Origin of the sequence: Streptomyces sp. NPDC058691 (assembly GCF_042714775.1) — a bacterium.
In the GTDB taxonomy this organism is placed as follows: Bacteria; Actinomycetota; Actinomycetes; order Streptomycetales; family Streptomycetaceae; genus Actinacidiphila.
Genome location: NZ_JBHXSO010000064.1, coordinates 1 through 25,399 on the forward strand (window position 1 = coordinate 1; position 25,399 = coordinate 25,399).

Consider the following 25,399-nt stretch of genomic DNA (forward strand, 5'->3'; position numbering starts at 1 on the left):
CCTCGCACGGGGGGCCGGCCCGGTCCTGTGGTGCGGGGAGCTCACTGGTTGATGGTGTAGCTGTCCCCGTAGACCTTCCACTTCAGCGGAGGGGTGAGGTCGAAGTTGCCGTTGTTGAGGAAGACGCGCTGCTCCGTGTCGACCCGGGAGGTGTCGCTGTGCGCCTCTTCGGTCTTCATGGCCGCCTTGCGGGCGTCGAGGAAGGCGTTGATGTACGCCTTCTCGTCGCCGCCCTGCGCCGGGCTCTTGGCCTTGGACAGGGCGGTCCTGCGGATGCCGCCGAAGCTGACCTTGTCGTCGCCGGGGCCGTGCATCACTATCGCGTCGTAGTACGCGAACTGGCCGAGCGCGCGCAGCCCGTCGGCCTTGGCCTGCTGGACCGAGGGGTTGAAGTACACGCGGTCGCGCTCGTCGTTCTGGGCCTGCTGGAAGGCCGTGTCGGCGGCGGCGGTCCGCCAGGCGCTCTCGAAGCCGGAGCCGAGGCCGCTGTGCGAGTCGGTGCCGTTGACGTTGCGGAGCGCCGGGAGGTAGCGGGCGAGGACGTTGCCCGGCTTGCGGTCGGTGTAGAGCTGGACGAGGTCGAGCATGTCACCGGTGCCGGAGCAGAAGCCGATGATGCCGGCGGTGTAGCCGCGGCCGTCGCCGATGTCCTCGATGTACTTGTACTGGGCCTTCCAGTCCAGCGAGGAGTTCTCGGCACTGGACACCAGCTGCATCGCGATGTCCTTCTTGTGCGGGTCGTCGAGACCGGTCGCGGCGGCCTTGGCCGCCGTGGCGGCGTGTGCGGTCGCGGGAGCGGCGGCCGGGGCGGGGGCGGCGGACGCGAGCGAGCCGACGCCCACGGCGAGCACGCCCGCCGAGAGGACGGCGGTCGCGCAGAGCGCCACGCGCTTGCCGTTGACGGTGCGTGCATGACGGTGTGGGGGGATCTGCACGGGGGTCTCCGGAAGTCAGAGGTTAGGAAACCTTCCTAACAGCGCCACATTGAAGCATCGCTTCCTTCGAACGCCAAGAGGTCGAACAAAAACGCAGTGCGCCATCTGTGCGATGGGATAAGGCAGTTGACCCCGCACTGGGTCCACCGCGCCGGGCCGGCCGGCCGGATCCCCGCGGGCTCCCCGGCCGGTCCTGGTGGGGCCGGGCTGCCTGCCTCCCTCGGACCGCGCGGCTCCAAGCGGCTCCCGCATGCGCCGGGCGCCGCTCGGAGGCAGGCTGGACCGAGAGAGCCCGAGGAGGTGGTCCCCGTGCCCGACGGGATGCCTCCCGGCCTGCCGGGCCCGGACGACGGGGGGCCGGCCGGCGGTGCCCTGCTCTCCCTCGCCCTGGCCTCGATGATGGACGACGTCCACGCCCACGCAGGCGCGGTCTACCTGCTCGCACCCGACGAACCGGTCCTGGAGATGGCCGTCACCGCGGGACTGCCGCGCGCCTTCGCCGCCCCCTGGGAACGCATCGGGCTCGCCTCCCGGCTCCCCGTGGCCGACGCCCTGCGCGAGCGCCGCCTGGTCTGGATCGGCGGCGAGGACGAGATGGCGCGCGTCTACCCGCGGATCGCGCTGGTGCTGCCGTATCCGTACACCATGGCGGCGATGCCGGTCGCCACCGACGAGACCCCCTACGGCGCGATCTTCGTCACCCTGGCCGCCGCGCACCCGCCGGAACTCGGCGGCCTGGAACGCGACCTGCTCACCGCCGCCTGCCGCCGGCTGGCCCTGCGCCTGGAACGCGAGGCCGCGGCCGGCCGGCCGGTGCGCCGCGAGCCCGCCAGTCCGGACGCGGGGGAGATCGCCCCACGGACCGCGGCGACGGCCCTCGTCCAGGCCGAGCACATGGTCGCCCGCTTGCCGGAGGGGCTCTGCGCCCTCGACGTGCACGGCCGCGTCACGTTCGCCAACGCCGCCGCGGCCGCACTCCTCGGCGTCCCCCTCAAGGCACTGAACGGAGTCCAGCTCTGGACGGCGATGCCGTGGCTCAACGACCCGGCGTACGAGGACCGCTTCCGCGGGGCCCTGATCAGCCAGCGGCCCATGTCCTTCGTGGCGCTGCGCCCGCCGAACGACTGGCTCGGCTTCGGCCTCCACCCCGGTACCGACGGCGTGACCGTCCGGATCACCCCCGCCCCGACCGTCTCGTCCGACGTCCCCGGTGAGCGCGGTGAGCACGTTGGCCCCGGTGACCGGACAGGCCCCGGGCCGGACGGCCCGGCGCGGCTGGTGACCATCTCCCACCTGCTGAACCTGGCCGGCGCGCTGACCGAGGCGGCCGGGGTACAGGACGTCGTGGACCTGCTGGCCGGCGAGATCGTGCCCGCCATCGGCGGCCGCACGGTCGCCCTGCTGGCCTCGGAGGGCGGACGGCTGCGGGTGCTGGGGCACCGCGGCTATCCGGACCCGCGGATGCTCGACCACTTCGAGGGGCTGCCGCTGACCGCGCCCACCGCCACCGCGCAGGTGCTGGTGCGCGGGGCGCCGTCGTTCGTGGAGTCCCCGCAGCGCCTGGCGCAGCTCTATCCCAACCGGCCGGCCGTCAGTGACGGCATGGCCTCGTGGGCGTTCCTGCCGCTGATCGCCTCGGGGCGGGCGGTGGGCACCTGCGTGCTGGGCTACCCCGAGCCGCACGCCTTCTCCGCCGACGAGCGCGCCGTGCTGACCGCCCTCGGGGGCCTGATCGCGCAGGCGGCGGAGCGCGCCCGGCTGTACGACATCAAGCACCGGCTCGCCCACGGGCTGCAGGCGGCGCTCCTGCCGCACACGCTCCCGTCGCCACGCGGCCTGGAGAGCGCCGCCCGCTATCTGCCGGGCACCGAGGGCATGGACATCGGGGGCGACTTCTACGACATGACCGGCGTCGGTGACCGGGTGGCCGCGGTCGTCGGCGACGTCGAGGGCCACAACGTCAGGGCGGCGGGGCTGATGGGCCAGGTGCGCACCGCGGTGCGGGCCTACAGTGCGGCCGGGCAGTCGCCGGGCCGGGTCATGGAGTCCACCAACCGGCTGCTGGTCGACCTGGACGCCGGGCTGTTCGCCAGTTGTGTGCACCTCCACCTGGACCTGCCCGGGCAGCGCGCCCTGGTCGCCCGCGCCGGCCACCCGCACCCCCTGCTGCGCGAACCGGACGGCCGGGTGAGCGTGCTCGATGTCGCCGGCGGCCCGTTGCTGGGGGTGGAGGGGGACGCGTGCTACCCCACCACCGAGGTGCCCTTCCCGCCGGGCTCGGTGCTGGCCCTCTACACCGACGGCCTGGTCGAGGCCCCGGGCACGGACATCGACGACGCGCTCGCCGGCCTCGCCGGGCACCTCGCCCTCACCGGGCACCTGCCGCTGGAGGACGTCGCCGAGGGCCTGCTCGCGCACACCGCGGAGCGGCGCGGTCACACGGACGACGTCGTGCTGCTCCTGTTGCGCGCGCGGACTCCCGTGGCGTGACCGGCCCGGACACGCGGACGGGCGCCGCGCCGCCATGAGGCGGCTCGCGGCGCCCGTTCCCGGAGCGGCGGCTCAGCCCTGGCGGGCCTTGAACCGCGGGTCCCTCTTGTTGATCACGAACACCCGCCCGCGGCGGCGGACGATCTGCGAGCCGGGCGCCTTCTTCAGGGAGCGCAGTGAAGCACGTACCTTCACGGTGACTCCTTCCGTTGTCGGTGGCAGCGGATCCACCGGATCCACCCGATACGGGCATGTCAACGCATGCCGGGTCCCGCTTCTTCCCGAGCCCCCGACACGACGGGCTTCGCGTACGCGCGCGACACCATCCGGGCGGACCGGATGTCTGATCGACGCGCATGCTGCGGGCGCTCGGGCCGGCCCCCGCCGAGATCGAGCGGGACGCCCGGCGGCTCATCACCGAAAGCCGGGCCGTGATGGCCGGCGGGACGTCAGAGCCCGCTGGTTGAGGCGGTGTTGTCCTCGTCGGCCTCGTCGGCGTCGTCGCCGAGCGGGCCGGGACCGCTGAAGTCGGGACTCGAGAAGCCGGGCGACGCGAAGCCCGGGGACTCGAACGCGGGCGACGCGAAGCCGGGGCCGTGCGCGTCCGTCGGTCCGGGCTCCGGCAGTTCGGGCTCCGGCACCTCGTACTCCGGGACCGGCGGGGCCGGTGGCACGCGGCCCTCCCCCTCCTGGTCGGGTGACGTGGAGAAGCCAGGACTGGAGAAGCCCGGCCGGTGCCGGCCGTTCTCCTCCGGCGCGGGCTCCTCAGGGCGCTCGGTCATCGTCCCCTCCCTCTTCCCTCTTCCCTCTTCCTCGCGCTCCGCGCGGTCTCAGCGCCGCCGGCCGCGGTAGCCGGACCAGCGGGCACTGGTGCCCAGGCCACCGAGGTGGGCGGCGACCAGCGCGAGCCCGACCAGGAGCAGACTCGTCGGCGTGAACACCGCCTCGGTTTCGGTCCCGGTGGCGTTGATGATGAATGCGATCGCGAAGACGACGCTCGCGATGATGGCCAACATGGCTGACTCCCCAGGGGTTTCCGGGCGCCACGTCGCGCCCTGTCCTCCACCGGCTTCCCCGGGAGGGCGTCTCCAGTCGGCCGGGACCGGACAGCCGGTGCTCCGCGCCGTGACCGTGGGAGCGCGCACACCCTAAGATCCCGCGTTGACCCGACGATGAGCCAGCGCCGTCTCATCCCGCCGCACCCACGTGCTCCCGGAGTCCCCGCATGGCGTCGCCGCACGGCCCGCTCGACCACCGCTACCGCGGTGAACACCCGATCCGCACCCTCGCCTACCTCTTCCGCCACGACCGCGGCCGGCTCACCGTGGCGGTCCTGGCCTTCATGGTCAAGCACACGCCGATCTGGCTGACCCCGCTGGTCACCGCCCAGGTCATCGACGTCATCGTGCAGCACCGCCCGCTGTCCGGCATGATGCTGGGCACCGCCGTCCTGCTGCTGATGCTGCTCCTCAACTATCCCTTCCACCTGCTCTATGTGCGCTGCTGGTACGGCAGCGCACGGCGGATGGGCATGCGGCTGCGCTCGGCGCTCTGCCAGCGGATGCAGCAGCTGTCCATCGGCTACCACTCCCGGGTCAACTCCGCGGTCCTGCAGACCAAGGTGATACGGGACGTCGAGGCGATCGAGACGGCCGTGCAGCAGACCGGCGACATGGGCCTGTCGGCGCTCGCCACCCTCAGCGGGGCGCTCGTGGTCATCGCGGTGCAGACCCCGTCCTTCCTGCCCGTCTTCCTGGTCGTGGTGCCCGCGACCTCCGCGCTGGTGATGTGGCTGCGCGGGCGGCTGCGCGAGTCCAACGAGTCCTTCCGCCAGGAGGTCGAGCAACTCTCCTCCCGGGTGACCGAGATGACGACCCTGATCCCCATCACCCGCGCGCACGGACTGGAGTCCACGGCGCTGCGCCGCGTCGACGGCACCCTCAGCCAGGTGCTCACCGCCGGACTGCGCCTGGACCGGCTCAACGGCCGCTTCGGCTCGCTCGCCTGGATCATCCTCAACGTCCTGGGCACCTGCTGCCTGCTCGGCTCCGCCCTGGCCGCGTACCACGGCTGGCTCGGCGTGACCCCGGGCGACGTCGTCATGCTCACCACGTACTTCTCCTCGCTCACGGCCGCCGTGACCACCCTGCTCAGCCTCACCCCGGTGGTCAGCAAGGGCCTGGAGTCGGTGCGTTCGGCCGGCGAGGTGCTCCAGGCACCCGACCTGGAGCACAACGCGGGCAAGACCGGGGTGGACGCGGTCCGCGGCCGGATCGACTTCCAGGGCGTCGGCCACGTCTACGAGGACGCGGGGCGGCACTCCGTACGGGACTTCACGCTCTCCGTCCGGCCCGGGGAGACCGTCGCGCTGGTGGGTGCCTCGGGGGCGGGCAAGTCGACCGTGCTCAACCTCGTGATCGGCTTCCTGCGGCCCACCGAGGGCCGCATCCTGCTCGACGGGGCCGACATGGAGAGCCTGGACCTGCGCAGCTACCGCCGCTTCGTCTCCGTCGTGCCCCAGGAGTCGATCCTCTTCGAGGGCACCATCCGCGACAACGTCGCCTACGGCATGCCCGGCGTGGCCGAGGAGACGGTGCGGGAGGCGCTGCGTGCCGCCAACGCCATGGAGTTCGTGGAGCGGCTGCCGGCCGGGCTCGACACGGTCGTCGGCGAGCGGGGGGCCCGGCTCTCGGGCGGGCAGAAGCAGCGGCTGGCGATCGCCCGGGCGCTCATCCGGGACCCCCGTGTCCTCGTGCTGGACGAGGCGACCTCGGCGCTGGACTCGCGGTCCGAGGCGCTGGTGCAGCAGGCCCTGGAGCGGCTGGTGCGCAACCGGACGGTCTTCGTCGTCGCACACCGGCTGTCCACGATCAGGAACGCCGACCGGATCGTCGTCATGGAGGACGGCCGGATCACCGAGATCGGGACCCACGACCAACTGCTGGGCTCCGGCGGCTCGTACGCGGCGCTGCGCAGCGCCCAGACGGCCTGACGCGGCGGCGGCAGGCACCCGCCGGTGCCCGCCGCCGCAGGGTGTGCCGCCGAGGGTCAGCGGTGGTGGTGGTGCTTGGCGAAGGAGTGGTGGTGACGGTGGCTGTCGCGGTGGTGCCGGTGGCCGTGCCACTTCGGCAGGTGGCGGTTGTGGTGCCGGGCGTGGTGCCCGTGGCGGCCGTGGCCGTCGTGCGTGGAGTGCGAGGCGTGGGCGGCGTGGGTGCCCACCAGCTCCGGGGTGGCGGCGCCGGCACCGGCGGCACCACCCATGACGACGACGACGGCCACACCGACCGCGGTCGCGAAACGGGGAAGACGCATGGGGACCTCCTGTCTCTGCGGGTGCCGGGGGCACCCGCCGGGTTGGACAGGGCAAGCCTCGGCCCCGACGGTGCGGCAGCGAGAGCGGCACGCCCGTGATGACACTCGATCTGCTGGAATGTGGCGATTTCTGCAACCGGCGGCCGTCGGCCACGCGTGGCCCTCCCGCCGGCCCGCGGTCCGGGCGCCGGGAGCGTTTTCGTCTCGCAGGACGGGGCAGGCGCGACAGTGGCGGGCGTTGCCCTCCGGGCGGGTTCTCGCGACCGAGAATGCCCCTGCTCCGCCGTTGACCGTAGCGCGTCGTGGCATCTCGGCGAAGGCCCGTCACGCAGTGTGCCCGGACGGGGGCGAGGTCGTTCGTGTATGTACTATTTAAGTGGGTATGTCGTCACTTGAGAGGAATCGAGGAGGCACCGGACCGTGGACAACAGGAACGGCCATCCCATCAGCACCCGAATACCGCGTGACCAGCAGATACGTACCTGCCGGCCGGCCGTCGTGAAGGCGGGCAAGCGCGCCGACAAGCCGGAGCGGGAACAGGAGAGCAGCACGGACTGGAACATCGTCCGGGGCGAGGACTGATCTGACTCGGCCTACGCGCCCTATCCCGCCGACCAGGCGATACGCGGTGGACGAACGGCGGCGCACACGGGGTGCCCGCCGCCGTCCGTGAGGCCGAGTGTGCCGACGAGCAGCCCGGAACGGGCGGATCGTGCGAGCACGTCGCGGTCGACGGCGTCCAGCATCAGCTTCGCCCGGCGGAACATCGTGAAGCCGCCGGCAGCGTCCACGGCGCCCCACGACAGATAGACGAACCGACCGCCCGGCCCACCCTGCACATGCGGGCCCTTGAGGTCGACACCCTCCGGGGCGGGGGCGGTGACGCAGTCCAGGTTCCACGCGACCGACGCGGCGTCCGCGGGCTGGAGATCCAGCAACTCCGCGGGGCGATTGCGCCGTTGGATCCCGACATGGACGTCCGTGTACACGGAGCCCTGCGGGCCGCATGCCTGCGTCCGCCCGGGCAGGTCGTGGCCCTCGATCCTGATCCGCATCGCTTCTCGCCTCCCGCGCGGTCGTGGGCCGGGCCGGTGGCCGGACGGGCCACCGGGCGCGGTCATCCTACGGCGGCGGCCCGCGTCACCTCCTCCAGGGACGGTGGATCGGCGCCCCGGCGCGTGCACGTCAGCTCCGCCACCCGCGCGGCGAGCCCGAGGGCGGCCGCCACATCGGGGAACGCCGGGCCCCCGCGGGTGGCCGCGCACAGCCGGTGCCTGCCCGCGCGGTCACCGAGCAGCCCGGCGGAGAGCAGCCCCGCGAGCAGCCCCGCCATGAAGGCGTCACCGGCGCCGATGGTGTCGGCCACCGGGACCCGGCGCCCGGGCACACGGTGCCGGCCGTCCGGTGAGCAGTAGGCCTCGGCCCCGCTCGCGCCCCGGGTCAGTACGACCAGGCACGGTCCGCGCCGCGCCCAGTCCGCCGCGACGTCCTCCGGCGCCCGGCCGGGGCAGAGCCAGGCCAGGTCCTCCTCGCTCGCCTTCACGACGTCGGACAGGGTCACCAGCCGCTCCACACGCGGTCGTTCGGCCTCGGGCGGCCCGAGCAGCGCGGGCCTGAGGTTGGGGTCGTACGAGACGGTGTGGCCCGCCGCGCGGGCGGCCTCGACGAGTGCCAGGACCCGGGACGCGCCCGGCTCCAGGGCGGCGGCGATCGAGCCGGTGTGGACGTGGCCGGGGACGGCGGGCAGCCGGGGCGGCGCCGGATCCCAGGTGATGTCGAACCGGTACGCGGCGCTGCCGTGCCCGTCGAGGAAGGCGCGGGCCGTGGAGGTGGGGCCGTCCGCCGCCGACCCCGGGGCCAGTACGACCCCGGAGCCGGTCAGGTGCCGCCGCAGCAGTTCGCCGTACGCGTCCCGGCCGAACCGCGTGGCGAGTTCCACGCGGTGGCCGAGGCGGGCCAGGCCCAGGGCGGCGTTGGCGGGGCTGCCGCCGGGGTGGGCGTGCTCGCCGTCGGCGCCCACCACCACGTCCGCCAGCGCCGCGCCGACGACGAGCGTCGCGGGCGCGGCACGCGTGGCGGGCACGGTCACGGCTGCACCAGGATCTTGCGGCCCCGGCCCGCCGCGAACCGCTCGATGGCGTGGGCGTAGTCGCCCAGCGGGAAGCGGTCGCTGATGAACACCCCGGGGTCCAGCACCCCGGCCGCGAACAGTTCCGCGGCCCGTTCGTAGCTGTGCAGAACGGCCATCGAGCCGGTGATGGTGATCTCCTGGTTGTAGATCCGGTACGGCTCGATGACGGCTCGGGCCGCGTAGTCCGCGACGCCGAACTGCAGGAAGGTGCCGCCCCTGCCGACCCGTTCCAGGCCGTCCTGGATGGCGGCGGCGTTGCCGGTGGCGTCGATCACCACGTCCCAGCCGCGCGGGCGCATGATCTCTTCCGCCGACGCCGCCGTGTTGTCGCACCCCAGCAACCGCGCCGTGACGAGCCGTTCGGGATTGATGTCCACGACGTCGACGCTGGCGGCCCCGGTGCGCTTGGCCAGCTCCAGCATCATCAGGCCCATCGTGCCGGAGCCGTAGATCAGCACATGGGCGCCGAGCCGGCCGCGCAGCACGTCGTAGCCGCGCACCGCGCACGACAGGGGCTCGATCAGCGCCGCGTCGGCGGTCGCCACGTGCTCGGGCAGGACCACGCAGTTGGCGACCGGAGCGACCGCGAACTCCGCGGCGCCGCCCGGCTCGGTGACGCCGATCGCGGCCCACCGCTCGCAGAGGTTGCCCCGGCCCTGGCGGCAGTAGTGGCATTCACCGCAGTGCAGCGAGGGGTCGACCGCCACCCGCGCGCCGACCGCCACCTCCGTGACGGCCGACCCGACCGCGACCACCTCGCCGGCGAACTCATGTCCCGGGACGATCGGCAGCGTGGGGGCGAACTCGCCCTGCAGGATGTGCAGATCGGTGCCGCACAGCCCGCACGCCGACACGGCGACGACCACGTCCCGCGGCCCGGGCACCGGGTCCTCGACCGTGGCGAGCTCGATCTTTCCGGGCTCGGCGATGACCACTGCCTTCACTTGACGGCTCCCAGGGACAGGCCCTGGACCAGGCGGTCCTGGGCGGCGAATCCGGCGACGAGGACGGGCAGGGACACCACGACGGCCGCGGCGCAGACCTTGGCGAGGAAGAGTCCCTGACTGGTGACGAAGGAGGTGAGGAAGACCGGCGCGGTCACCGAGCGGACGCCGGTCAGCACCCGCGCGAAGAGCATCTCGTTCCAGCTGAAGATGAAGCAGATCAGCGAGGTGGCGGCGATGCCCGGCGCGGAGAGCGGGAGCACGATGCGGCGGAAGACGGTCGGCAGCCCGGCGCCGTCGATCGACGCGGCCTCCAGGATCGCCACCGGGATCTCGGCGAGGAAGGACCGCATCATCCAGACCGCGATCGGCAGGTTCATGGACGTGTAGAGCAGGACCATCAGCCAGATGTTGTCCAGCAGGCCCAGGTTCTGCGCCACGAGGTAGACCGGCAGCAGACCGGCGACCGCGGGCAGCATCTTGGTGGACAGGAAGAAGAACAGCACGTCGGACCACTTGCGCACGGGCCGGATCGACAGCGCGTACGCGGCGGGCACGGCCAGCGCCAGTACCAGCAGGGTGGAAACCAGGCTCGCGGTCAGCGAGTTGATCAGCGCGGGCCACGGGCTTGCGCCGGTGGAGGCGCCGAAGAACTCCCGGTAGCCGTCCAGGGTGAGCCCGGCCCCCAGTGAGGGCGGGTTCGTCGCGGCGTCCGTCTCGTGGTGCAGCGAGGTCAGCACCATCCAGACGATCGGCAGGACGAAGAGCAGCCCGGCGGCCCAGGCGACCAGCCCCCACAGGGAGCCGGAACGCCGCCTGGGGGCCGGCGGCGCGACGACGGCGCTCATGAGGACTCCTCCTTGAGCAGTGTCGACACCAGGCGCAGGGCGAGGGTGGCGACGACGATGGTCCCTGCCACCACGACCACGCCCGCGGCCGACGCCCGGCCGTAGTCGTGCGCCTTGTAGAAGGACTCGTAGATCGTGTACGGCAGGTTGGCGGTGCCGAGGCCGCCCGAGGTGAGGGTGAAGACCGCGTCGAAGTTCTGCACGACGTAGATCGAGCCGAGAAGGGCGGCCAGTTCGAGGTAGCGGCGCAGATGAGGCAGCGTCAGGTGACGGAAGACCTGCCAGGCGTTCGCGCCGTCCACCCGGGCCGCCTCCACCGCCTCCGTGGAGCGGCTCTGCAGCCCGGCGAGCAGGATCAGCATCATGAACGGGGTCCACTGCCACACCAACGAGGCCGTGATCGCGCCCAGCGGCATGGAGGTGATCCAGTCCGGCTGCGGCGGGCTGTCGCTGCCGAAGAGCTTCCACAGCCAGGTCAGCGCGCCGTTGAACAGCCCGTACTCCGGGTTGTAGAGCGCGTGCTTCCACAGCAGCGCGGAGGCCACCGGGACCAGCAGGAAGGGCGCGATGAGCAGGGTGCGCACCAGCCCACGGCCCCGGAAGCGGCGGTCCAGCAGCAGGGCGAGGAGCAGCCCCAGCAGCAGGCTGACCAGGACGACGCCGGCCGTCAGCCACACCGTGGTCAGTACGGAGTTCCGCAGATCGGCGTCGCCGAACACGTCGGCGTAGTTGCTCAGTCCCGTGAAGCCGCGGCGGTCGGGGTAGAGGGCGTTCCAGTTCATGAAGGAGATCACCAGCGTGGCCACGAAGGGCAGTTGCGTGACGATCACCATGAACACCAGGGCCGGCATGAGCGGTGCGCGGCGGCCCCAGGCCGCGGCCCGCTCCAGGCCGGGCGGCCGGGTGGCCGCCGGCCGCGCCGGGGCCCGGCTGCGCGCCTTCTCCGTGATGGTGCCGGATGTACCGGTCATGTCCGAATCACCCGTTCCGGTACTGCGCCGCGACCTTCTCGGCCAGTTGCTGGGACTTGTTCAGCGCGGCGTCCACCGAGGTGCGTCCGGCGATGGCGGAGGCGATCTCCTGGGAGACCTTGGTGCCGAGGTCGGGGAACTCCGGGATGTCGACGAACTGGATGCCCAGGGTCGGCCGGGGCTGGGTGCCCGGGTCGCGCGGGTCGGCGCCCGCGATGGCCTCCTCCGTGGCCTTGGCGAACGGCCCCGCGACCTTCAGGTAGTCGGCGTTCGCGTACGTCGAGGTGCGCTTGCCGGCCGGGACGCGAGCCCAGCCGAGCTTCTTGCCGACCAGTTCCTCGTACCCCTTGCCCGAGGCCCAGGCGACGAACTTCGCGGCGTCGTCCTGGTGCTTGCTCGCCTTCTGGATGCCCCACGCCCAGGTGTACAGCCAGCCGGAGTTGTCGGTTTTCACCACGGGCGCCGGCGCGTAGCCGACCTTGCCGGCGACGGGGGAGTCGGCGCTGTCGAGGATGCCGGCCGCCGAGGTGGCGTCGTACCACATGGCCGTCTTGCCCTGCTGGAAGGCGCCCAGGCACTCGGCGAAACCGGCCTGCGGGGCGCCCGCCTCGCCGTGCGAGCGGACCAGGTCGACATAGAACTTCGTCGCCTCCTTGAAGGCCGGCGCGTTCACCTGCGCCTGCCAGTCCTTGGTGAACCACGTCCCGCCGAAGGTGTTGACCACGGTCGTCAGCGGCGCCATCACCTCGCCCCAGCCGGGCAGTCCGCGCAGGCAGATGCCCTTCATGCCGGGCTCGGCCCCGTCCGCCTTCGCCGCGAGGTCCGCGACCTGCTGCCAGGTGGGGTGGGCGGGCATGGTGAGGCCCTTGGACTCCAGCACGTCCTTGCGGTACATCAGGAACGACGACTCGCCGTAGAACGGCTCGGCGTACAGCTTGCCGTCGGCGCCGGTCAGGCTCTCCTTCATGGACGGCAGGATGTCCGCCTGGTCGAAGTCCGGGTCCTTGGCGACGGTGTCGTCCAGCGGCGCCAGCCAGCCGTTCTTGCCGTAGATCGGCGCCTCGTAGTTGCTGATGGAGGCGACGTCGTAGGTGCCGGCCTGGCTGGAGAACTCCTGGCTGATCTTGTCCCGGACGTCGTTCTCGGGCAGCACCGTGAAGTTGACCTTGATGCCGGTGCTCTTGGTGAAGTCGGAGGCGGTCAGTTTCTGCAGGTCCAGCATCTGCGGGTTGTTGACCATCAGGACGTTCACCGAGCCGCCGCCGGATCCGTCGTCGGAGCTGCCGCTGCCGCCCGCGCCGGCGCAGCCGGTGGCCAGCAGGGCGGCGCACGCCGCGACGGCGGTGAGGCGGGGGACTGCGGTGCGGGCGACGGCGGGGCGCCGTCGTGTCGTTCCGGGGTCGAAGGCACGCATCGGGGAGGCCTTTCTCTGGATGGGTCCCGGCGGCGCGCGCCGTGTCCGGGGCGCGCGAGGGTGTGCCGGGCCGGCCCGCGGCGGCTCGCACACGGGCTGGGGTGGGGAACGGATCGATCAGACGCGGATGACGCTGGGTCCGAGCAGTGAGTAGCGGTGGGCCTCCGCGGCCGGCAGGCCCGTGTCGGTCACGACGGTCTCGAAGTCGCCGATCTCCGCGAACCGGCAGAAGCTCGAGACGCCGAACTTGGTGTGGATCCCGACCAGTACGCGCCGCCGCGCGGAGCGCACCGCCTGCGCCTTGACGTCGGCGACGACCGGGTCGGGGGTGGTCAGCCCGAAGTCGCGGGAGATGCCGTTGGCCCCCATGATCGCCAGGTCGATGACGAACGAGGACAGCATCTGGGTCGCCCAGGAGCCGACGGTGGCCAGGGTGCGGCCCCGTACCCGGCCCCCGAGCAGCAGCACGGTGGTCTCGGAGGACTGGGCGATCGCCGCCGCGGTCGGGAGCGAGGCGGTCACCACCGTCAGCGGCCGGTCGGTGGGGAGCAGGGCGGCCAGCAACTGCTGTGTGTAGCCCTCGTCGACGAACACGGTCTCGGCCTCGCCGAGCAGTTTCACCGCGGCCGCGGCGATCCGGCGCTTGCTCTCCACCTGATGGGTCTCGCGCCGGGCCAGATCGGTCTCGAAGCCCGCGCTCTCCACGGGGTAGGCGCCGCCGTGGGTGCGGCGGACCAGCCCCCTGCGCTCCAGTTCGCTGAGGTCGCGCCGGATGGTCTCCGGCGCCACTTTGAAGTCCGAGGCCAGCGCGGTGACCTCCACCTGGCCGGACTGCCGCACCAGGGCCAGGATCCGGTGCTGCCGTTCGTCGCCCCGCATGTCCCGCACCTCCCTGGTCCGCCGGTCCCGCCGGTCGCGTGCGCCCTTCGCCGACGCCCCACAACCCTTCGGGCAACTTCGGGCATCCGGTGCCCGTTTCGGCCCGCCTGAGATTTATACCGCCGCGGGGCGCGGGCCGGTCAGCCCGTACAAGGGCAGACTCTGCCCGGATCTGCCCGTTTCCCGGTACGGTGAACCCCAGCTCAGAGGGCGTCCGGCGGCATCCGGGCAGTGAGTTTGCCGGTTTTTCTGCGTTTGACTCGCCGCCGGGACCCTGGTGGCCGGACGAACGGAGCGGCAGGACGATGACTACGTGGCGGCACACCCTGGACCGGGCGGGCATCGCCGACCCGGCGCTGCGCGACGCCTACACCGCCCAGCGCCGCCTGGTCGCCCGCTTCGACCGCGCCGCCTCCGCCGGGATCCGGCTCCTGCTGCCGGCGGACCTCGTGCCCGACGTCGTCGCCGCCACCGCGTTCATGCACCACACGGACAACCTGCTCGACCGGGGACCGGACGGCCGGGCGGCCTTCACCGCGTGGGAGCGCCGCGTGCGCGAGGCCCTGACGGGCGACGGCGGCGATAGCGACAGCGACAGCGGCAGTGATGGCGAGTTGCTGCTGCGGGCGCTCGCCCACACCGTCTCCCGGCGGCCCGTGCTCGGTGACGTCGTGGCCGAGTACCTCGTCGCCGCCCCGGCCGACGCCGGCTGGCGTGGCTTCGCCACCGAGGCCGACTTCCAGGCCTACGTGGACGCGTACTCCCTGCCCGCGTTCCTCCTCGTCGCCCGCCTGCTCGCGCCGCCCACCGGATACGCCGGCTACCGCGCCGCCTGCCGTACCTTCGTCGAGGCCGCCCAGCGCCTGGACTTCCTCGAGGACGTCGCCGAGGACCTGCGCGCCGGCCGCCTCGGCATCCCCGAGGACGCTCTCGCCCGCCACGGGCTGACCCGTGCCGCCCTCGAACGCGGCGAGCGGGCGGGCGACTTCGCGGGCCTCGTGCACGAGGTCGCCGCGGCCACCCGGCGCGGCCTCGCCGACGCCCGCCGTCTGATCGACCTCGTCCCCCGGCCCCACCGGCCCATGACGCGCGCCCTCGTCGACCTTCAGGGCCACCGGCTGCGCGCCGCGGAACGCAGCGGCGCCGCGTTGCTCGAGGGACCCGCCCGGCGCCCGGTCGCCAGCGCACTGGGCACCCTCGCCGGGGCCTACGCGAGCACACTCCGCCGTCCCGCGGGACGCTGAACGGGCCTCCCCCTCGCGGGCGGGCGGCCCGCGCCGTCCATTCGGTCCGCCGGCCGATGAATTTCCCGTCGGTGAGAATTACCCATATGGGAACGGCGTGTTTCCTATTCCGTCGGCGTGCCACATCTCCCGGCACTTACTATAAGGTTCAAGCATCGGAGGCCGGGCGGCGGGGGAGCCGCCCCGGCCATGCCCCGTGGACCGGCAAGGGCGCCGCCGTCGCGGGAGCCCCGATTCCGAATTGCAGGCGGTACGCCGGCGAGGTTTGTGGGCACAGGTGCCGGGTGACCGGCGGGCCGTACCCCTCCATTCCCGTCGCCGGCGGATCGCGCGTACCGTCTTTGCCAGGTGGGGAGTTCCTTCGTGGGGCAGCATCAGCATCTCTATTCGCATGGCGTCTATCCCTTGCTCGCCTACCTCATGGCGGCCGTGGGTTCCGGACTCGGGCTCGCCTGTGCGGCCCGTTTCCACGCCCGCGGTCTCGCCCGGGGCTGGTCGTGGCTCGCCGCCGGGGCGCTGACCCTCGGGTCGGGCATCTGGGGCATGCACTTCATCGCCATGCTCGGCTTCGCCGTCGACGACATCGAGTTCCACTACGACGTGCCGCTGACCATCGTCAGCCTGATCGTCGCCATCGTGATCGTCGGCCTCGGGATGTTCGTCGCCGGAGTGTGGCGTTCGTGGACCGGGCTGCTCATCGGCGGTGTCGGCGCCGGGCTCGGTGTCGCCGCGATGCACTACATGGGCATGGCGGCCCTGCTGTTCCCGGGCGATGTCGTCTACACCACCTGGCTCGTGGTGCTCTCCGTGGTGATCGCCGTCGCCGCCGCGACCGTGGCGCTGTGGTTCACGCTGCGGGTGGAGGGGACCTGGGCGACGACCGGCGCGGCCCTGGTGATGGCCGTCGCGATCAGCGGCATGCACTACACGGGGATGGCGGCCGTGAACGTGCGGAATGTGTCGGGCGTCGTGAGTGACGGCGGTGTCAGGGGCCTGGTTCTCGTCGCACCGCTCATCATCGGCCTCGGTCTCGAGCTCATGCTGATCACCTTCGCCGTTCTCATGAGCCCCGTCAGGGAGACGCAGAACGGCGCGGCGGCCTCCGCTGAGGAATTCGCGGGAGTGCGCCGGAATGGCGGACCCGTTTCCCAGCCTGTCCCGTCGGCGGCTTCGGCGGCGCACCACGGCCCGGGTTCCGGTCCGGGTACGTACGACCAATTCGGCGACGCCCGGCATGACCCGTACCGCGAATCCCGGGAATTCGGGGGCTGAAAGCGAACAGAGGCGGGATAGGCGGGATCGAGCAGTTGATGGCCTGTCAAATTTTTCCGGTCCGTCGCCACTCGGTCCCGCCGATGGCCTCCGCCAGTTCGCCGAGGGCCGTGAAGTCATGGCCGCTGACGAAGGCGTCGCAATGGGGGAGGGCCGCGGCCATGCCACCCGCCAGTGGGAGGTAACCCGGCGCCGCCTTACGGGGGTTGACCCAGACGACGCGATGGGCGAGCCGGCGCAGCCGGGCGGTCTCGCGGCCCACGGCGGCCGGGTCCTCGCCCTCCCAGCCGTCGGAGAAGATGACGACCACCGCCCCCCGGGCCATCCCGCGGCGGCCGAAGAGGCGGATGAACTCGGCCAGCGCGTGGCCGATGCGGGTGCCGCCCGACCAGTCGGGCGCAGCCGTGCCGGCCCGGCGCAGCGCCGCGTCCACCCCGTGCCGGCCGGCCCGCCGGAGCACCGGGGTGAGCCGGGTCAGCCGGGTGGCGAAGACGAAGACCTCCGCGGCCACGCCCACGGCCGCCGCGCGGGGGAAGAGCCGCACGTACGCGCGGGCGTACGGCTCCATCGAGCCCGAGACGTCGCAGAGCATCACCAGCGGCCGGCGCCGCGAACGGTTGCGGGACCTGGCGAGGCGCACGGGCTCGAGTCCCGTGGAGCGGATCGCCCGCAGCGTGCGGCGCGGGTCCACGCGCGGGCCGTGCGGGTCGGCGTCCCGCCGCCGGGTGCGGCGCAGCGGGGTGCGCAGCACGATGAGCTCCATCAGGCGGTCGAGTGCTTCCAGTTCGCCCGGGTCGAGGGCGGCGAAGTCCTTGTGGGCCAGGGTCTCGGCGATGCTGCCGAGGGTGGGCAGCACCCCGGCCGCCCGGTCGGGGCCGCTGCCGCCGGCGGTGCCGGCCGCGCGCGCCCGGGCGGCACCGGCGGGCGTCGTGCCGGGCGCGTCACGGACGCCGGGGGAGGGGGCCCGTACCTCTTCCGCCGCGTCGGGCGGCGGCGCGGGGGACCGGCCGGGAGGGACGGCGGCCGGGCCGCCGAGGCCGCCGAAGACGGCGTCGAAGACCCGCTCGAACGGCGCGACCTGCTCCCGCCCGGTGACGAACGCCAGCCGCGCCGCCCAGTACAGCGCCTCGCGGTCGACGGGCGGCACGAGTCGCAGCGCCCGCAGGAAGCACACCGCCCGGTCGGGGGTGACCGGGACGCCCCCGCGCCGCAGGGCGGCGCCGAGCCGGCCGCCGAACTCGGCGGTGTCGAAGAGCGGGAGCGGCGCCGCGTGCGGCTCAGCTGTCACGGCCGCTGCCGACCAGCCAGTCCAGACCGCGCTCGCGCACCAGTTCCTGGTCCTCGCGGTACTTCAGCAGGGTGCCCAGGGTCGCCGCCGCGGCCTCCGGCTCCAGCCGGCGCACGCCCAGCAGGGCGAGGGCCGAGAGCCAGTCGATGGTCTCGGCGATGCCCGGCGACTTCTGGATCTCCGCAGTGCGCAGCCGCCGTACCGCCGCGGACACCTCGTCCGCGAGCCCGGCCGATGTGCCCGGCACCCGGCGGCGCACGATCCGCACCAGCCGCTCGGGCTCCGGGTAGTCGATCCAGTGGTACAGGCAGCGCCGTTTGAGGGCGTCGTGCAGGTCCCTGGTCCGGTTGGAGGTGAGCACCACGACCGGTGGCACCAGGGCACGCACGGTGCCGATCTCCGGGATGGTGACGGCGGCCTCCGCCAGCACTTCCAGCAGGAAGGCCTCGAAGTCGTCGTCGGCGCGGTCGATCTCGTCGATCAGCAGGACGGCCGGCTCCGGGCCGGGGTGGGTCAGCGCGGTCAGCACCGGGCGGCGCAGCAGGTACTCCTCGGTGAACAGATCGGTCTCGGCGAGGCGTTCGCCGCGCACCTCCGCGAGGCGGATGCCGAGGAGCTGGCGCGCGTGGTTCCACTCGTACAGCGCCTCCGCCGCGTCCAGGCCGTCGTGGCACTGCAGGCGGACCAGCGGTCCGCCCAGGACGCCGGCGAGGGCCTTGGCCGCCTCGGTCTTGCCGACGCCGGACTCGCCCTCCAGCAGCAGCGGCTGCGGCAGCCGCAGCGCCAGGAAGAGCGCCGTGACGAGTCCGGGGTCGGCGAGGTAGCCGCGTTCGTCGAGGGCATGGCGCAGGCTGCCGGTGTCCGGGACGCGTGCCTCGGCGAATCCGCTCACCGTGCCTCCGCATAGCGGCCGGGCGCGGCCTCGAACGCGGTGCGGCAGCCCTCGCAGCAGAACCAGCGGCGCTCGCCGCCCGCGTCGGTGTGCGGGGTGTCCGCGGTGGCGGCCACGGACATCCCGCACACCGGGTCCGTCGCCGTGGGCACGGCGGGTTCCGGTGGCTCGACGGCCTCGGCCGCCTCGGCCGCCTCGGCCGGGGCCGGCCCGCGCACCGAGGCGACCACCTCGGCGAGGATGGACAGCGCCACCTCGCCGGGCGTGCGCGCGCCGATCCACAGCCCGGCGGGGGTGCGGACCCGGCCCCGCTGCTCCCGCGTCAGCTCCAGGCCCGCCAGGACCGCCGCCCCGCGCCGGGGGCTCGCCACGAGGCCCACGTACGGAACTCCCGCGCGGACCGCGGCCGTCAGGGCCGCGTCCTCGTCGCGGCCGTGGGAGGCCACCACGACGGCCCGCACCCCGGTCAGTGCCTCCTCGGTGAGCCCGTCGCCGGCGGGCCCGGCGATCTCGTAGCCGAGGGCCGGCCCGAACGCGAGGAGCGCCCGGGCGATGGGCGTGCCGCCCAGCACGACGACGCGCGGGACGGGGCGCCGCGGCTCCAGGAAGATCTCCAGCTCGCCGCCCGACAGGCAGGGGTTGCGCAGGCTCAGCGCCCCCTCGTCGGCCTCCGGCTGTCCGGGGGCGCCGTCCTCCGGCGCCTCCGGGGAGATGCGCAGCAGGAGCGCCTCGCCGCTCGCCAGCGTCCGCAGCGCCTGCGCGCGGACCGTGGCCTCCGCGCAGACGCCGCCGACGAACCCCTCGATGCGGCCGTCCGCCAGGACCACCGCCGTGTCCCCGGGACGCGCGCTCGCCGGCCGGCGGGCGCGCACCACGGTCGCGCGGACGAACGGGACATGGCGGGCGGTGAGTTCGGCGATCCGCTCGTCCAGCACGGGTGTGCCGCTCACTGCGGTGCCTCCACCTCGCCGTGCCGCATCGCCTGCCAGACCCGGCCCGGGGTCAGCGGCATGTCGGCGTGGCGCACGCCGATCGCGTCGAGCACCGCGTTGACCACGGCCGGGGGCGAGCCGACGGTGGCGGACTCGCCGATGCCCTTGGCCCCGATGGGGTGGTGGGGCGACGGGGTGACCGTGTGGCCCAGCTCCCAGGCGGGCACCTCCAGCGCGGTCGGCAGCAGGTAGTCCATGAAGGAGCCCGACAGGCAGTTGCCGTCCTCGTCGAAGCCGATGAACTCCATCAGCGCCATGCCGACGCCGTCCGCCAGCCCGCCGTGCACCTGCCCCTCGATGATCATGGGGTTGATGCGCGTGCCGCAGTCGTCCACGGCGATGAAGCGCCGCACCTTCACCGCGCCCGTTCCCCGGTCCACGTCCACCACGCAGATGTACGCGCCGAACGGGTACGTCAGATTGGGCGGGTTGTAGACGGTGGTGGCCTCCAGGTGGCCCTCGACGCCCTCCGGCAGCTCCAGCGCGCCGTGCGCGGCCAGGGCGATCTCCTGGATCGTCCGGGTCATCGACGGATCGCCCTTGACCGACCAGTGGCCCTTGCCCCACTCCAGGTCGTCGGGGGACACCTCCATCATCGCCCCGGCGATGATCCGCGCCTTGTCCCGCACCTTCCGCGCCACCAGCGCCGCGGCGGCGCCCGACACCGGGGTCGAGCGGGAGCCGTAGGTGCCCAGGCCGAAGGGCGTCTGGTCGGTGTCGCCGTGCACGACGTCGATGTCCTCGGGCGGGATGCCCAGTTCCTCGGCGACGATCTGGGCGAACGTCGTCTCGTGGCCCTGCCCCTGGGTCTGCACGCTGAGCCGCACCACCGCCTTGCCGGTGGGGTGGACGCGCAGTTCGCAGCCGTCGGCCATGCCCAGGCCCAGGATGTCCATGTGCTTGCGCGGGCCCGCGCCGACCGTCTCGGTGAAGAACGACAGCCCGATGCCCATGAGTTCGCCGCGCTCGCGCCTGTCGGCCTGCTCCTTCCGCAGCTCCTCGTAGCCCGCGAGGTCCATGGCCTTGCGCAGGCACGCCGGGTAGTCGCCGGAGTCGTACTCCCAGCCGGTCTTGTTCTGGTACGGGAACTGCTCCGGCCGCAGCAGATTGCGCATCCGCAGGTCCGCCGGGTCGGTGCCCAGTTCGGCCGCCAGGCAGTCCACCATGCGCTCGATCAGGTACACCGCCTCGGTGACGCGGAAGGAGCAGGCGTAGGCGACGCCGCCCGGGGCCTTGTTGGTGTAGACGCCGGTTACCTCGCAGTGCGCGGCCTCGATGTCGTACGAGCCGGTGAAGATGTGGAAGAAGCCCGCGGGGTACTTCGTCGGCTGGGCCGTGGAGTTGAAGGCGCCGTGGTCGGCGAGGACCTTGACCCGCACGCCCAGGATGCGGCCCTCGCGGGTCGCCGCGATCTCCCCGGTCATGTGGTAGTCGCGGGCGAAGGAGGTGCTCATCAGGTTCTCGGAGCGGTCCTCCACCCATTTCACCGGCTTGCCGGTGACGATGGAGCCGACCACCGCGCACACATAGCCCGGGTAGATGCCCACCTTGTTGCCGAAGCCGCCGCCGATGTCCGGGGCGATCACCCGGATCTTGTGCTCGGGCAGCCCCGCGACCATCGCGTACAGCGTGCGGTGCGCGTGCGGGGCCTGGGTGGTCGTCCAGAGCGTCAGCTTCCCGTCCACCGGGTCCATCGAGGCGACCGCGCCGCAGGTCTCCAGCGGCGCCGGGTGCACGCGCGGGTAGAGCATGGTCTGCTCGACGACGACGTCGGCGCGGGCGAACACCTCCTCGGTGGCGGCCCGGTCGCCGGCCTCCCAGTCGAAGATGTGGTTCCCGGTGCGGCCCTCGATGTCGTCACGGATGACCGGTGCGCCCGGATCGAGGGCGCGGCGGGCGTCGATGACGGGGGCGAGCGGCTCGTACTCGACGTCGATCAGCTCGATCGCGTCCCTGGCCGCGTAGTGGTCCTCGGCGACGACGAAGGCGACCTCCTGGCCCTGGAAGCGCACCTTGTCGGTGGCCAGCACGGCCTGGGTGTCCATCGACAGCGTCGGCATCCACGCCAGCCCGAGCCCGGCCAGCGTCTCGCCGGTGATCACGGCCTTCACCTTGGGGTGCGCCTCGGCGGCGGACGTGTCGATGGACACGATCCGGGCGTGCGCGAACGGGCTGCGCAGCACCGCGCCGTGGAGCATGCCCGGCAGCTTCACGTCGTCCACGTACCGGCCCTTGCCGCGGACGAACCGCGGGTCCTCCTTGCGCTTCAGGCGGCCGTACCCGATGGGCCGCTCCTCGGCAGCGGGGGCGGCGGGCGTGGCGGGCGTGGTGGGCTCCTCGACGGTGGTCATGCCTGGCTCCCCGCTTCCTCGCGCCGGCCGGACTCGTCCGCGGCGGCCCACCGGATGGCCTTGACGATGTTGAGGTAGCCGGTGCAGCGGCACAGCTGCCCCGCGATGGCCTCGCGGATCTCCTGCTCGGAGGGGTCCGGGTTGCGGTCAAGCAGCGCGCGGCCGCTGAGCATCATCCCCGGGGTGCAGAAGCCGCACTGCAGCCCGTGCTCCTCGATGAAGCCCTGCTGCACGGGGTCCAGCCCGTCCGCGTTCGCCAGACCCTCGACGGTGCGGATCGCGTGGCCCTCGGCCATGGCGGCCAGGACCGTGCAGCTCTTGACCGGCTCGCCGTCCATCAGCACCACGCAGGTTCCGCAGTTGCTGGTGTCGCAGCCCCAGTGCGTCCCGGTCAGCTCAAGGTCGTCGCGCAGGAAACGGACCAGCAGATGACGGGCCTCCACCTCGCGGGTGTGGTCCTCGCCGTTGACGTTGACGGTGATCCGCACGTGCGTCACCCCTTCTCCGGAGCCGTGGGCGCGGCGGCCCGCTCGACGGCGCGCCGCAGGGCCCGCCTGGTCAGTTCGCCGGCCAGATGCCGCTTGTACTCGGCCGACCCGCGGCTGTCGGTGACCGGCGAGCAACTCGCCGACGCCACCCGGCCGGCCTCCTCGAACAGCTCCGGCGAGGGCGCGCGGCCCTCGAGGAGTTCCTGCACGGCCACCGCGTGCAGTCCGTCGGCGCCGACGGCCGCCAGGCCCACGCCCACGTGCGCCATGCGCCCGTCGTGCAGGGTGAGCGCGACCCCGGAGGCCGCCACCGCCCAGTCCCCGGCCTTGCGTTCCAGCTTCTCGTAGGCGCTGCCGCCCCCGGCACGGACCGGGAACCGCACCTGGGTCAGCATCTCCCCGGCGCCGACCGCGGTCTCGTACGGTCCCCGGTGGAACTCGGCCATCGGCACGACCCGTTCGCCGTCGGGCCCGCGGACCACGGCGACCGCGTGCAGGGCCGCGCACACCGCCGACAGGTCCTCCGACGGATCCGCCTGGCACAGCGATCCGCCGATCGTGCCGCGGTTGCGCACCGGCGGGTCGGCGATCACCCGCTCGGCGTCCTGGACGATGGGGAAGTACCGGGCGATCAGCGGCGACTCCAGCAGCGTCCGGTGCCGGGTCAGGGCACCGACCCGCAGCTCACCGCCGACTTCGTCGATGTGGTCGAGTTCGGTGAGGTCGTTGATGTCGACCAGCACCTCCGGACCGGCCAGCCGCAGCTTCATCATCGGGAGCAGGCTGTGGCCCCCGGCGAGGACCCTGGCCTCCTCGCCGAAGCGTCCCAGCAGCTCCAGGGCCTCCTCGACGCTCCGTGCACGTTGGTACTCGAACGACGCGGGTACCTGCACGGCACCCTCCCTCCCTGCCCGGACGGACCGGGTCGCTACGGGTCCTGTGGGGTCGACGACGGGTCGATGACGGGTCGATGTGGGGGGAACCCTGGCCCCGCGCGGGACGGCGGTCAACGGCGTCTGAAGAGAATGGTTAATCCGGAGGGGGAACAGTTGACGCTCGAACAGATGTAATGGCTCCCATGACGCTTACGCAGCTCCGGGCTTTCGTCGCGGTGGCCCGTCTGGGGTCCGTCAAGGCCGCGGCCGCGTCGCTGGGCGTCACCGAGCCGGCGGTGTCGGGCGCGGTCGCGGCGCTCCGCCGCGAACTGGGCGACGTCCTGTTCATCCGCGCGGCGGGCGGCATCAGCCTCACCCCGGGAGGGCAGCGGCTCGCGGCGGGCGCCGCCGAGATCGTCGGCCTGGCCGAGGAGACCAGGCACCGGGTGCGGCAGGCCGGTACGGGTACCGCACAGTTAAGGGTCGCCGCCACCGAGACCGGCGCCGAGCAGGTACTCCCGGCCCTGCTCGCCGCCTTCGGGCGGCGGCAGCCGGAACTGGACGCCGACACCCTCGCCGTGCCCGTCGGGGTGTTCGGCGAACTCCTCAGGGACCGCAGGGCCGACGTCACCATCGGGCCCGCGCCCGCGCCGCACCCGTCGATCGAGTCGGTGCCGTTCCTCCGCTTCCAACTCGTCGTCGTCGCGGCGCCGGACCACCCGCTGGGCAGGCGGAGCACGCTCCCGCCCACGCTGCTCGGGCGCGAGCCGTGGCTCCTGGGCCCGGCCGGGATGGACCCCGACACCCTCGCGGGCGCGTTCCTCGGCCGCGTCGGCGTCGAACCGGCCAGGGCGACGGCCTTTCCCAGCGTCACCGCGGCCCTCAACGCCGTCGCCTCGGGCGACGGGGTGACCGTCGCCCTGCTGCACGTGGTCCGCGACGACCTGCGGCGGGGCAATCTGGTGGTCCTCGACGTCGCCGGCATGCCCGTCAACGGCATGTTGTACGCGAGCACCCTCGCGGCCGACCGCCGTTCGGCGGTCGCCGCCGCCCTGTGCCGCTTCGTCACCACGCCCGCCGCCACCCAGGCCGTGCTCGCCCGTTCCAACGGCGTGCCGCTGACGGAGTTCCGGCCGCCCGTGCACGTCACGTTGTGGAGCTGACCCCCCCCTCGGTCCGGCGGCTCTTAAGCGAACACTGAACTGCGCGTTGACGCACCGGGGTGCCGGGCCGAAGGTGTGGGCACCCGCCACGGGACCGGGCGGAGCAGCCACCGGAAGAGAGGCCCTGCCGCGATGGACTTCACCAACGCGTTCCGAGTGAGTCTGCCGCCGGCCCAGGCGTGGGAGCTGCTCACCGACGTCGAGCGGATCGCCCCCTGCATGCCGGGCGCCCAGCTGACCGGCCGGGACGGCGAGGCGTACCAGGGCGTGGTCAAGGTGAAGGTCGGCCCTATGACGATCCAGTACAAGGGCGTCGCCGAGTTCGAGGAACTGGACGAGGAAGGCCGCACCGCAGTGCTGCGGGCGCGCGGCCGGGACAGCCGGGGCCAGGGCAACGCCGACGCGCGGATCACGGCCCGGCTGGCCGCCGACGGTGAGGCGGCCACCGCCGTCACGGTGGAGACCCGGCTCACGGTCACCGGCAAGGTCGCCCAGTTCGGCAAGGGGATGATCGAGGAGATCAGCCGGAAACTGCTCGCGCAGTTCGTGGACGCGCTGGAACGGCAACTGGCCGCCGAGCGCGCACCCGCGGCGGTCGGCGCGGCCGCCGCCCCTGCCCCCGCAGTTGCCGGCGCTGCACCGGTCGAGGCTCCTCCCGTGGACACGGCCGGCGAGGACGCCGCCGCCGCGGGACCGGCCCCCGGCTCCACGCCCGCGCCGCGGGCACCCGCCGCATCCGCCCCGGACCAGGGCACCCCCGCCCCCGCCCCGGTGCCACCCGCCGCCGAACCCGAGCCGCTGGACCTGCTGGGCGTCGCCCGGGGAGCGGTGGTCAAACGGGTCGTGCCGCTGGTCGTGGCGCTCGCCGTGCTGGTCGTCCTCGTCGTCTGGCTCACCCGATAAGGACCGC

General features: G+C 73.2%; 25 protein-coding genes. 7 read left to right on the forward strand and 18 right to left on the reverse strand.

Annotated features, from left to right (window positions below; translation table 11 throughout):
- Window positions 1-41 precede the first annotated feature (41 nt).
- Window positions 42-935: a chitosanase gene (locus ACFWVC_RS32580; protein ID WP_384296009.1), complete on the reverse strand. Its 894-nt coding sequence runs from the start codon at window positions 933-935 to the stop codon at window positions 42-44.
- Between the two features lie 321 nt (window positions 936-1,256).
- Between ACFWVC_RS32580 and ACFWVC_RS32585 the strand changes: the two genes are divergently transcribed.
- Entirely contained in the window at window positions 1,257-3,425 is a 2,169-nt protein-coding gene (locus ACFWVC_RS32585) for a PP2C family protein-serine/threonine phosphatase (RefSeq protein WP_384296134.1), read from the forward strand.
- A 72-nt stretch (window positions 3,426-3,497) separates the two neighbouring features.
- Here the strand turns inward: ACFWVC_RS32585 and ykgO are convergent, their stop codons facing one another.
- The 3 genes from ykgO to ACFWVC_RS32600 form a co-directional block, all read right to left on the reverse strand.
- Window positions 3,498-3,620: a type B 50S ribosomal protein L36 gene (ykgO, locus tag ACFWVC_RS32590; protein ID WP_319665974.1), complete on the reverse strand. Its 123-nt coding sequence runs from the start codon at window positions 3,618-3,620 to the stop codon at window positions 3,498-3,500.
- Window positions 3,621-3,874: 254 nt separating this feature from the next.
- On the reverse strand, window positions 3,875-4,207 hold the full coding sequence (locus ACFWVC_RS32595; RefSeq protein WP_384296013.1) for a hypothetical protein: 333 nt from the start codon (window positions 4,205-4,207) through the stop codon (window positions 3,875-3,877).
- 48 nt (window positions 4,208-4,255) lie between these two features.
- Window positions 4,256-4,441 (reverse strand): hypothetical protein, encoded by a 186-nt coding sequence (locus tag ACFWVC_RS32600; protein WP_384296017.1) that lies wholly within the window; start codon window positions 4,439-4,441, stop codon window positions 4,256-4,258.
- Window positions 4,442-4,650: 209 nt separating this feature from the next.
- Here ACFWVC_RS32600 and ACFWVC_RS32605 point away from each other — a divergent pair, with 209 nt between their 5' ends.
- Window positions 4,651-6,417: an ABC transporter ATP-binding protein gene (locus tag ACFWVC_RS32605; RefSeq protein WP_384296020.1), complete on the forward strand. Its 1,767-nt coding sequence runs from the start codon at window positions 4,651-4,653 to the stop codon at window positions 6,415-6,417.
- A 56-nt stretch (window positions 6,418-6,473) separates the two neighbouring features.
- Here the strand turns inward: ACFWVC_RS32605 and ACFWVC_RS32610 are convergent, their stop codons facing one another.
- The gene (locus tag ACFWVC_RS32610; protein WP_384296023.1) at window positions 6,474-6,737 is read right to left on the reverse strand and encodes a hypothetical protein; all 264 of its coding nucleotides are present in this window, start codon (window positions 6,735-6,737) and stop codon (window positions 6,474-6,476) included.
- A 420-nt stretch (window positions 6,738-7,157) separates the two neighbouring features.
- Between ACFWVC_RS32610 and ACFWVC_RS32615 the strand changes: the two genes are divergently transcribed.
- On the forward strand, window positions 7,158-7,319 hold the full coding sequence (locus ACFWVC_RS32615) for a hypothetical protein (protein ID WP_384296027.1): 162 nt from the start codon (window positions 7,158-7,160) through the stop codon (window positions 7,317-7,319).
- Window positions 7,320-7,339: 20 nt separating this feature from the next.
- Here the strand turns inward: ACFWVC_RS32615 and ACFWVC_RS32620 are convergent, their stop codons facing one another.
- The 7 genes from ACFWVC_RS32620 to ACFWVC_RS32650 form a co-directional block, all read right to left on the reverse strand.
- Window positions 7,340-7,792 carry a DUF5990 family protein gene (locus ACFWVC_RS32620; RefSeq protein WP_384296029.1) on the reverse strand — a complete coding sequence of 151 codons (453 nt, stop codon included), beginning with the start codon at window positions 7,790-7,792 and terminating at the stop codon, window positions 7,340-7,342.
- A gap of 62 nt (window positions 7,793-7,854) precedes the next feature.
- Entirely contained in the window at window positions 7,855-8,826 is a 972-nt protein-coding gene (locus ACFWVC_RS32625) for a carbohydrate kinase (RefSeq protein ID WP_384296033.1), read from the reverse strand.
- Entirely contained in the window at window positions 8,823-9,812 is a 990-nt protein-coding gene (locus ACFWVC_RS32630; protein WP_384296036.1) for a zinc-dependent alcohol dehydrogenase family protein, read from the reverse strand. Before ACFWVC_RS32630 ends, ACFWVC_RS32625 begins: the two co-directional genes overlap by 4 nt.
- Complete coding sequence (locus ACFWVC_RS32635; RefSeq protein WP_384296038.1) at window positions 9,809-10,660, reverse strand: carbohydrate ABC transporter permease; 852 nt, start codon at window positions 10,658-10,660, stop codon at window positions 9,809-9,811. The genes ACFWVC_RS32630 and ACFWVC_RS32635 overlap by 4 nt, the downstream gene beginning before the upstream one ends.
- Window positions 10,657-11,631, reverse strand: coding sequence for a carbohydrate ABC transporter permease (locus tag ACFWVC_RS32640; RefSeq protein WP_384296041.1), 975 nt, complete (start codon window positions 11,629-11,631; stop codon window positions 10,657-10,659). Before ACFWVC_RS32640 ends, ACFWVC_RS32635 begins: the two co-directional genes overlap by 4 nt.
- Before the next feature lie 7 nt (window positions 11,632-11,638).
- The gene (locus ACFWVC_RS32645) at window positions 11,639-13,045 is read right to left on the reverse strand and encodes an ABC transporter substrate-binding protein (protein WP_384296044.1); all 1,407 of its coding nucleotides are present in this window, start codon (window positions 13,043-13,045) and stop codon (window positions 11,639-11,641) included.
- Window positions 13,046-13,162: 117 nt separating this feature from the next.
- Entirely contained in the window at window positions 13,163-13,924 is a 762-nt protein-coding gene (locus ACFWVC_RS32650) for a DeoR/GlpR family DNA-binding transcription regulator (protein WP_384296046.1), read from the reverse strand.
- 305 nt (window positions 13,925-14,229) lie between these two features.
- Here ACFWVC_RS32650 and ACFWVC_RS32655 point away from each other — a divergent pair, with 305 nt between their 5' ends.
- Both ACFWVC_RS32655 and ACFWVC_RS32660 read left to right on the forward strand, forming a co-directional pair.
- Window positions 14,230-15,168, forward strand: coding sequence for a phytoene/squalene synthase family protein (locus ACFWVC_RS32655; protein ID WP_384296049.1), 939 nt, complete (start codon window positions 14,230-14,232; stop codon window positions 15,166-15,168).
- A gap of 363 nt (window positions 15,169-15,531) precedes the next feature.
- Window positions 15,532-16,440 (forward strand): MHYT domain-containing protein, encoded by a 909-nt coding sequence (locus ACFWVC_RS32660; RefSeq protein WP_384296052.1) that lies wholly within the window; start codon window positions 15,532-15,534, stop codon window positions 16,438-16,440.
- Between the two features lie 46 nt (window positions 16,441-16,486).
- On the opposite strand, the gene ACFWVC_RS32665 is transcribed toward ACFWVC_RS32660, so the two are convergent.
- Genes ACFWVC_RS32665 through ACFWVC_RS32690 form a run of 6 tightly spaced genes read right to left on the reverse strand, consistent with a single transcriptional unit; the run spans window position 16,487 to window position 23,344 of the window.
- Window positions 16,487-17,728, reverse strand: a complete 1,242-nt coding sequence (locus tag ACFWVC_RS32665; RefSeq protein WP_384296054.1) for a VWA domain-containing protein — start codon at window positions 17,726-17,728, stop codon at window positions 16,487-16,489.
- Entirely contained in the window at window positions 17,718-18,620 is a 903-nt protein-coding gene (locus ACFWVC_RS32670; RefSeq protein ID WP_384296058.1) for an AAA family ATPase, read from the reverse strand. Before ACFWVC_RS32670 ends, ACFWVC_RS32665 begins: the two co-directional genes overlap by 11 nt.
- Window positions 18,617-19,570, reverse strand: coding sequence for an XdhC family protein (locus ACFWVC_RS32675; protein ID WP_384296061.1), 954 nt, complete (start codon window positions 19,568-19,570; stop codon window positions 18,617-18,619). The genes ACFWVC_RS32670 and ACFWVC_RS32675 overlap by 4 nt, the downstream gene beginning before the upstream one ends.
- Window positions 19,567-21,963 (reverse strand): aerobic carbon-monoxide dehydrogenase large subunit, encoded by a 2,397-nt coding sequence (locus tag ACFWVC_RS32680; protein WP_384296065.1) that lies wholly within the window; start codon window positions 21,961-21,963, stop codon window positions 19,567-19,569. The genes ACFWVC_RS32675 and ACFWVC_RS32680 overlap by 4 nt, the downstream gene beginning before the upstream one ends.
- Window positions 21,960-22,451, reverse strand: coding sequence for a (2Fe-2S)-binding protein (locus ACFWVC_RS32685; RefSeq protein WP_384296068.1), 492 nt, complete (start codon window positions 22,449-22,451; stop codon window positions 21,960-21,962). Before ACFWVC_RS32685 ends, ACFWVC_RS32680 begins: the two co-directional genes overlap by 4 nt.
- A 5-nt stretch (window positions 22,452-22,456) precedes the next feature.
- A complete protein-coding gene (locus tag ACFWVC_RS32690; RefSeq protein WP_384296072.1) occupies window positions 22,457-23,344 on the reverse strand; it encodes an FAD binding domain-containing protein in 888 nt (295 codons plus the stop codon).
- A 185-nt stretch (window positions 23,345-23,529) separates the two neighbouring features.
- Between ACFWVC_RS32690 and ACFWVC_RS32695 the strand changes: the two genes are divergently transcribed.
- A complete protein-coding gene (locus tag ACFWVC_RS32695; RefSeq protein ID WP_384296075.1) occupies window positions 23,530-24,489 on the forward strand; it encodes a LysR family transcriptional regulator in 960 nt (319 codons plus the stop codon).
- 132 nt (window positions 24,490-24,621) lie between these two features.
- The gene (locus ACFWVC_RS32700) at window positions 24,622-25,392 is read left to right on the forward strand and encodes an SRPBCC family protein (RefSeq protein WP_384296078.1); all 771 of its coding nucleotides are present in this window, start codon (window positions 24,622-24,624) and stop codon (window positions 25,390-25,392) included.
- Window positions 25,393-25,399: the final 7 nt, after the last annotated feature.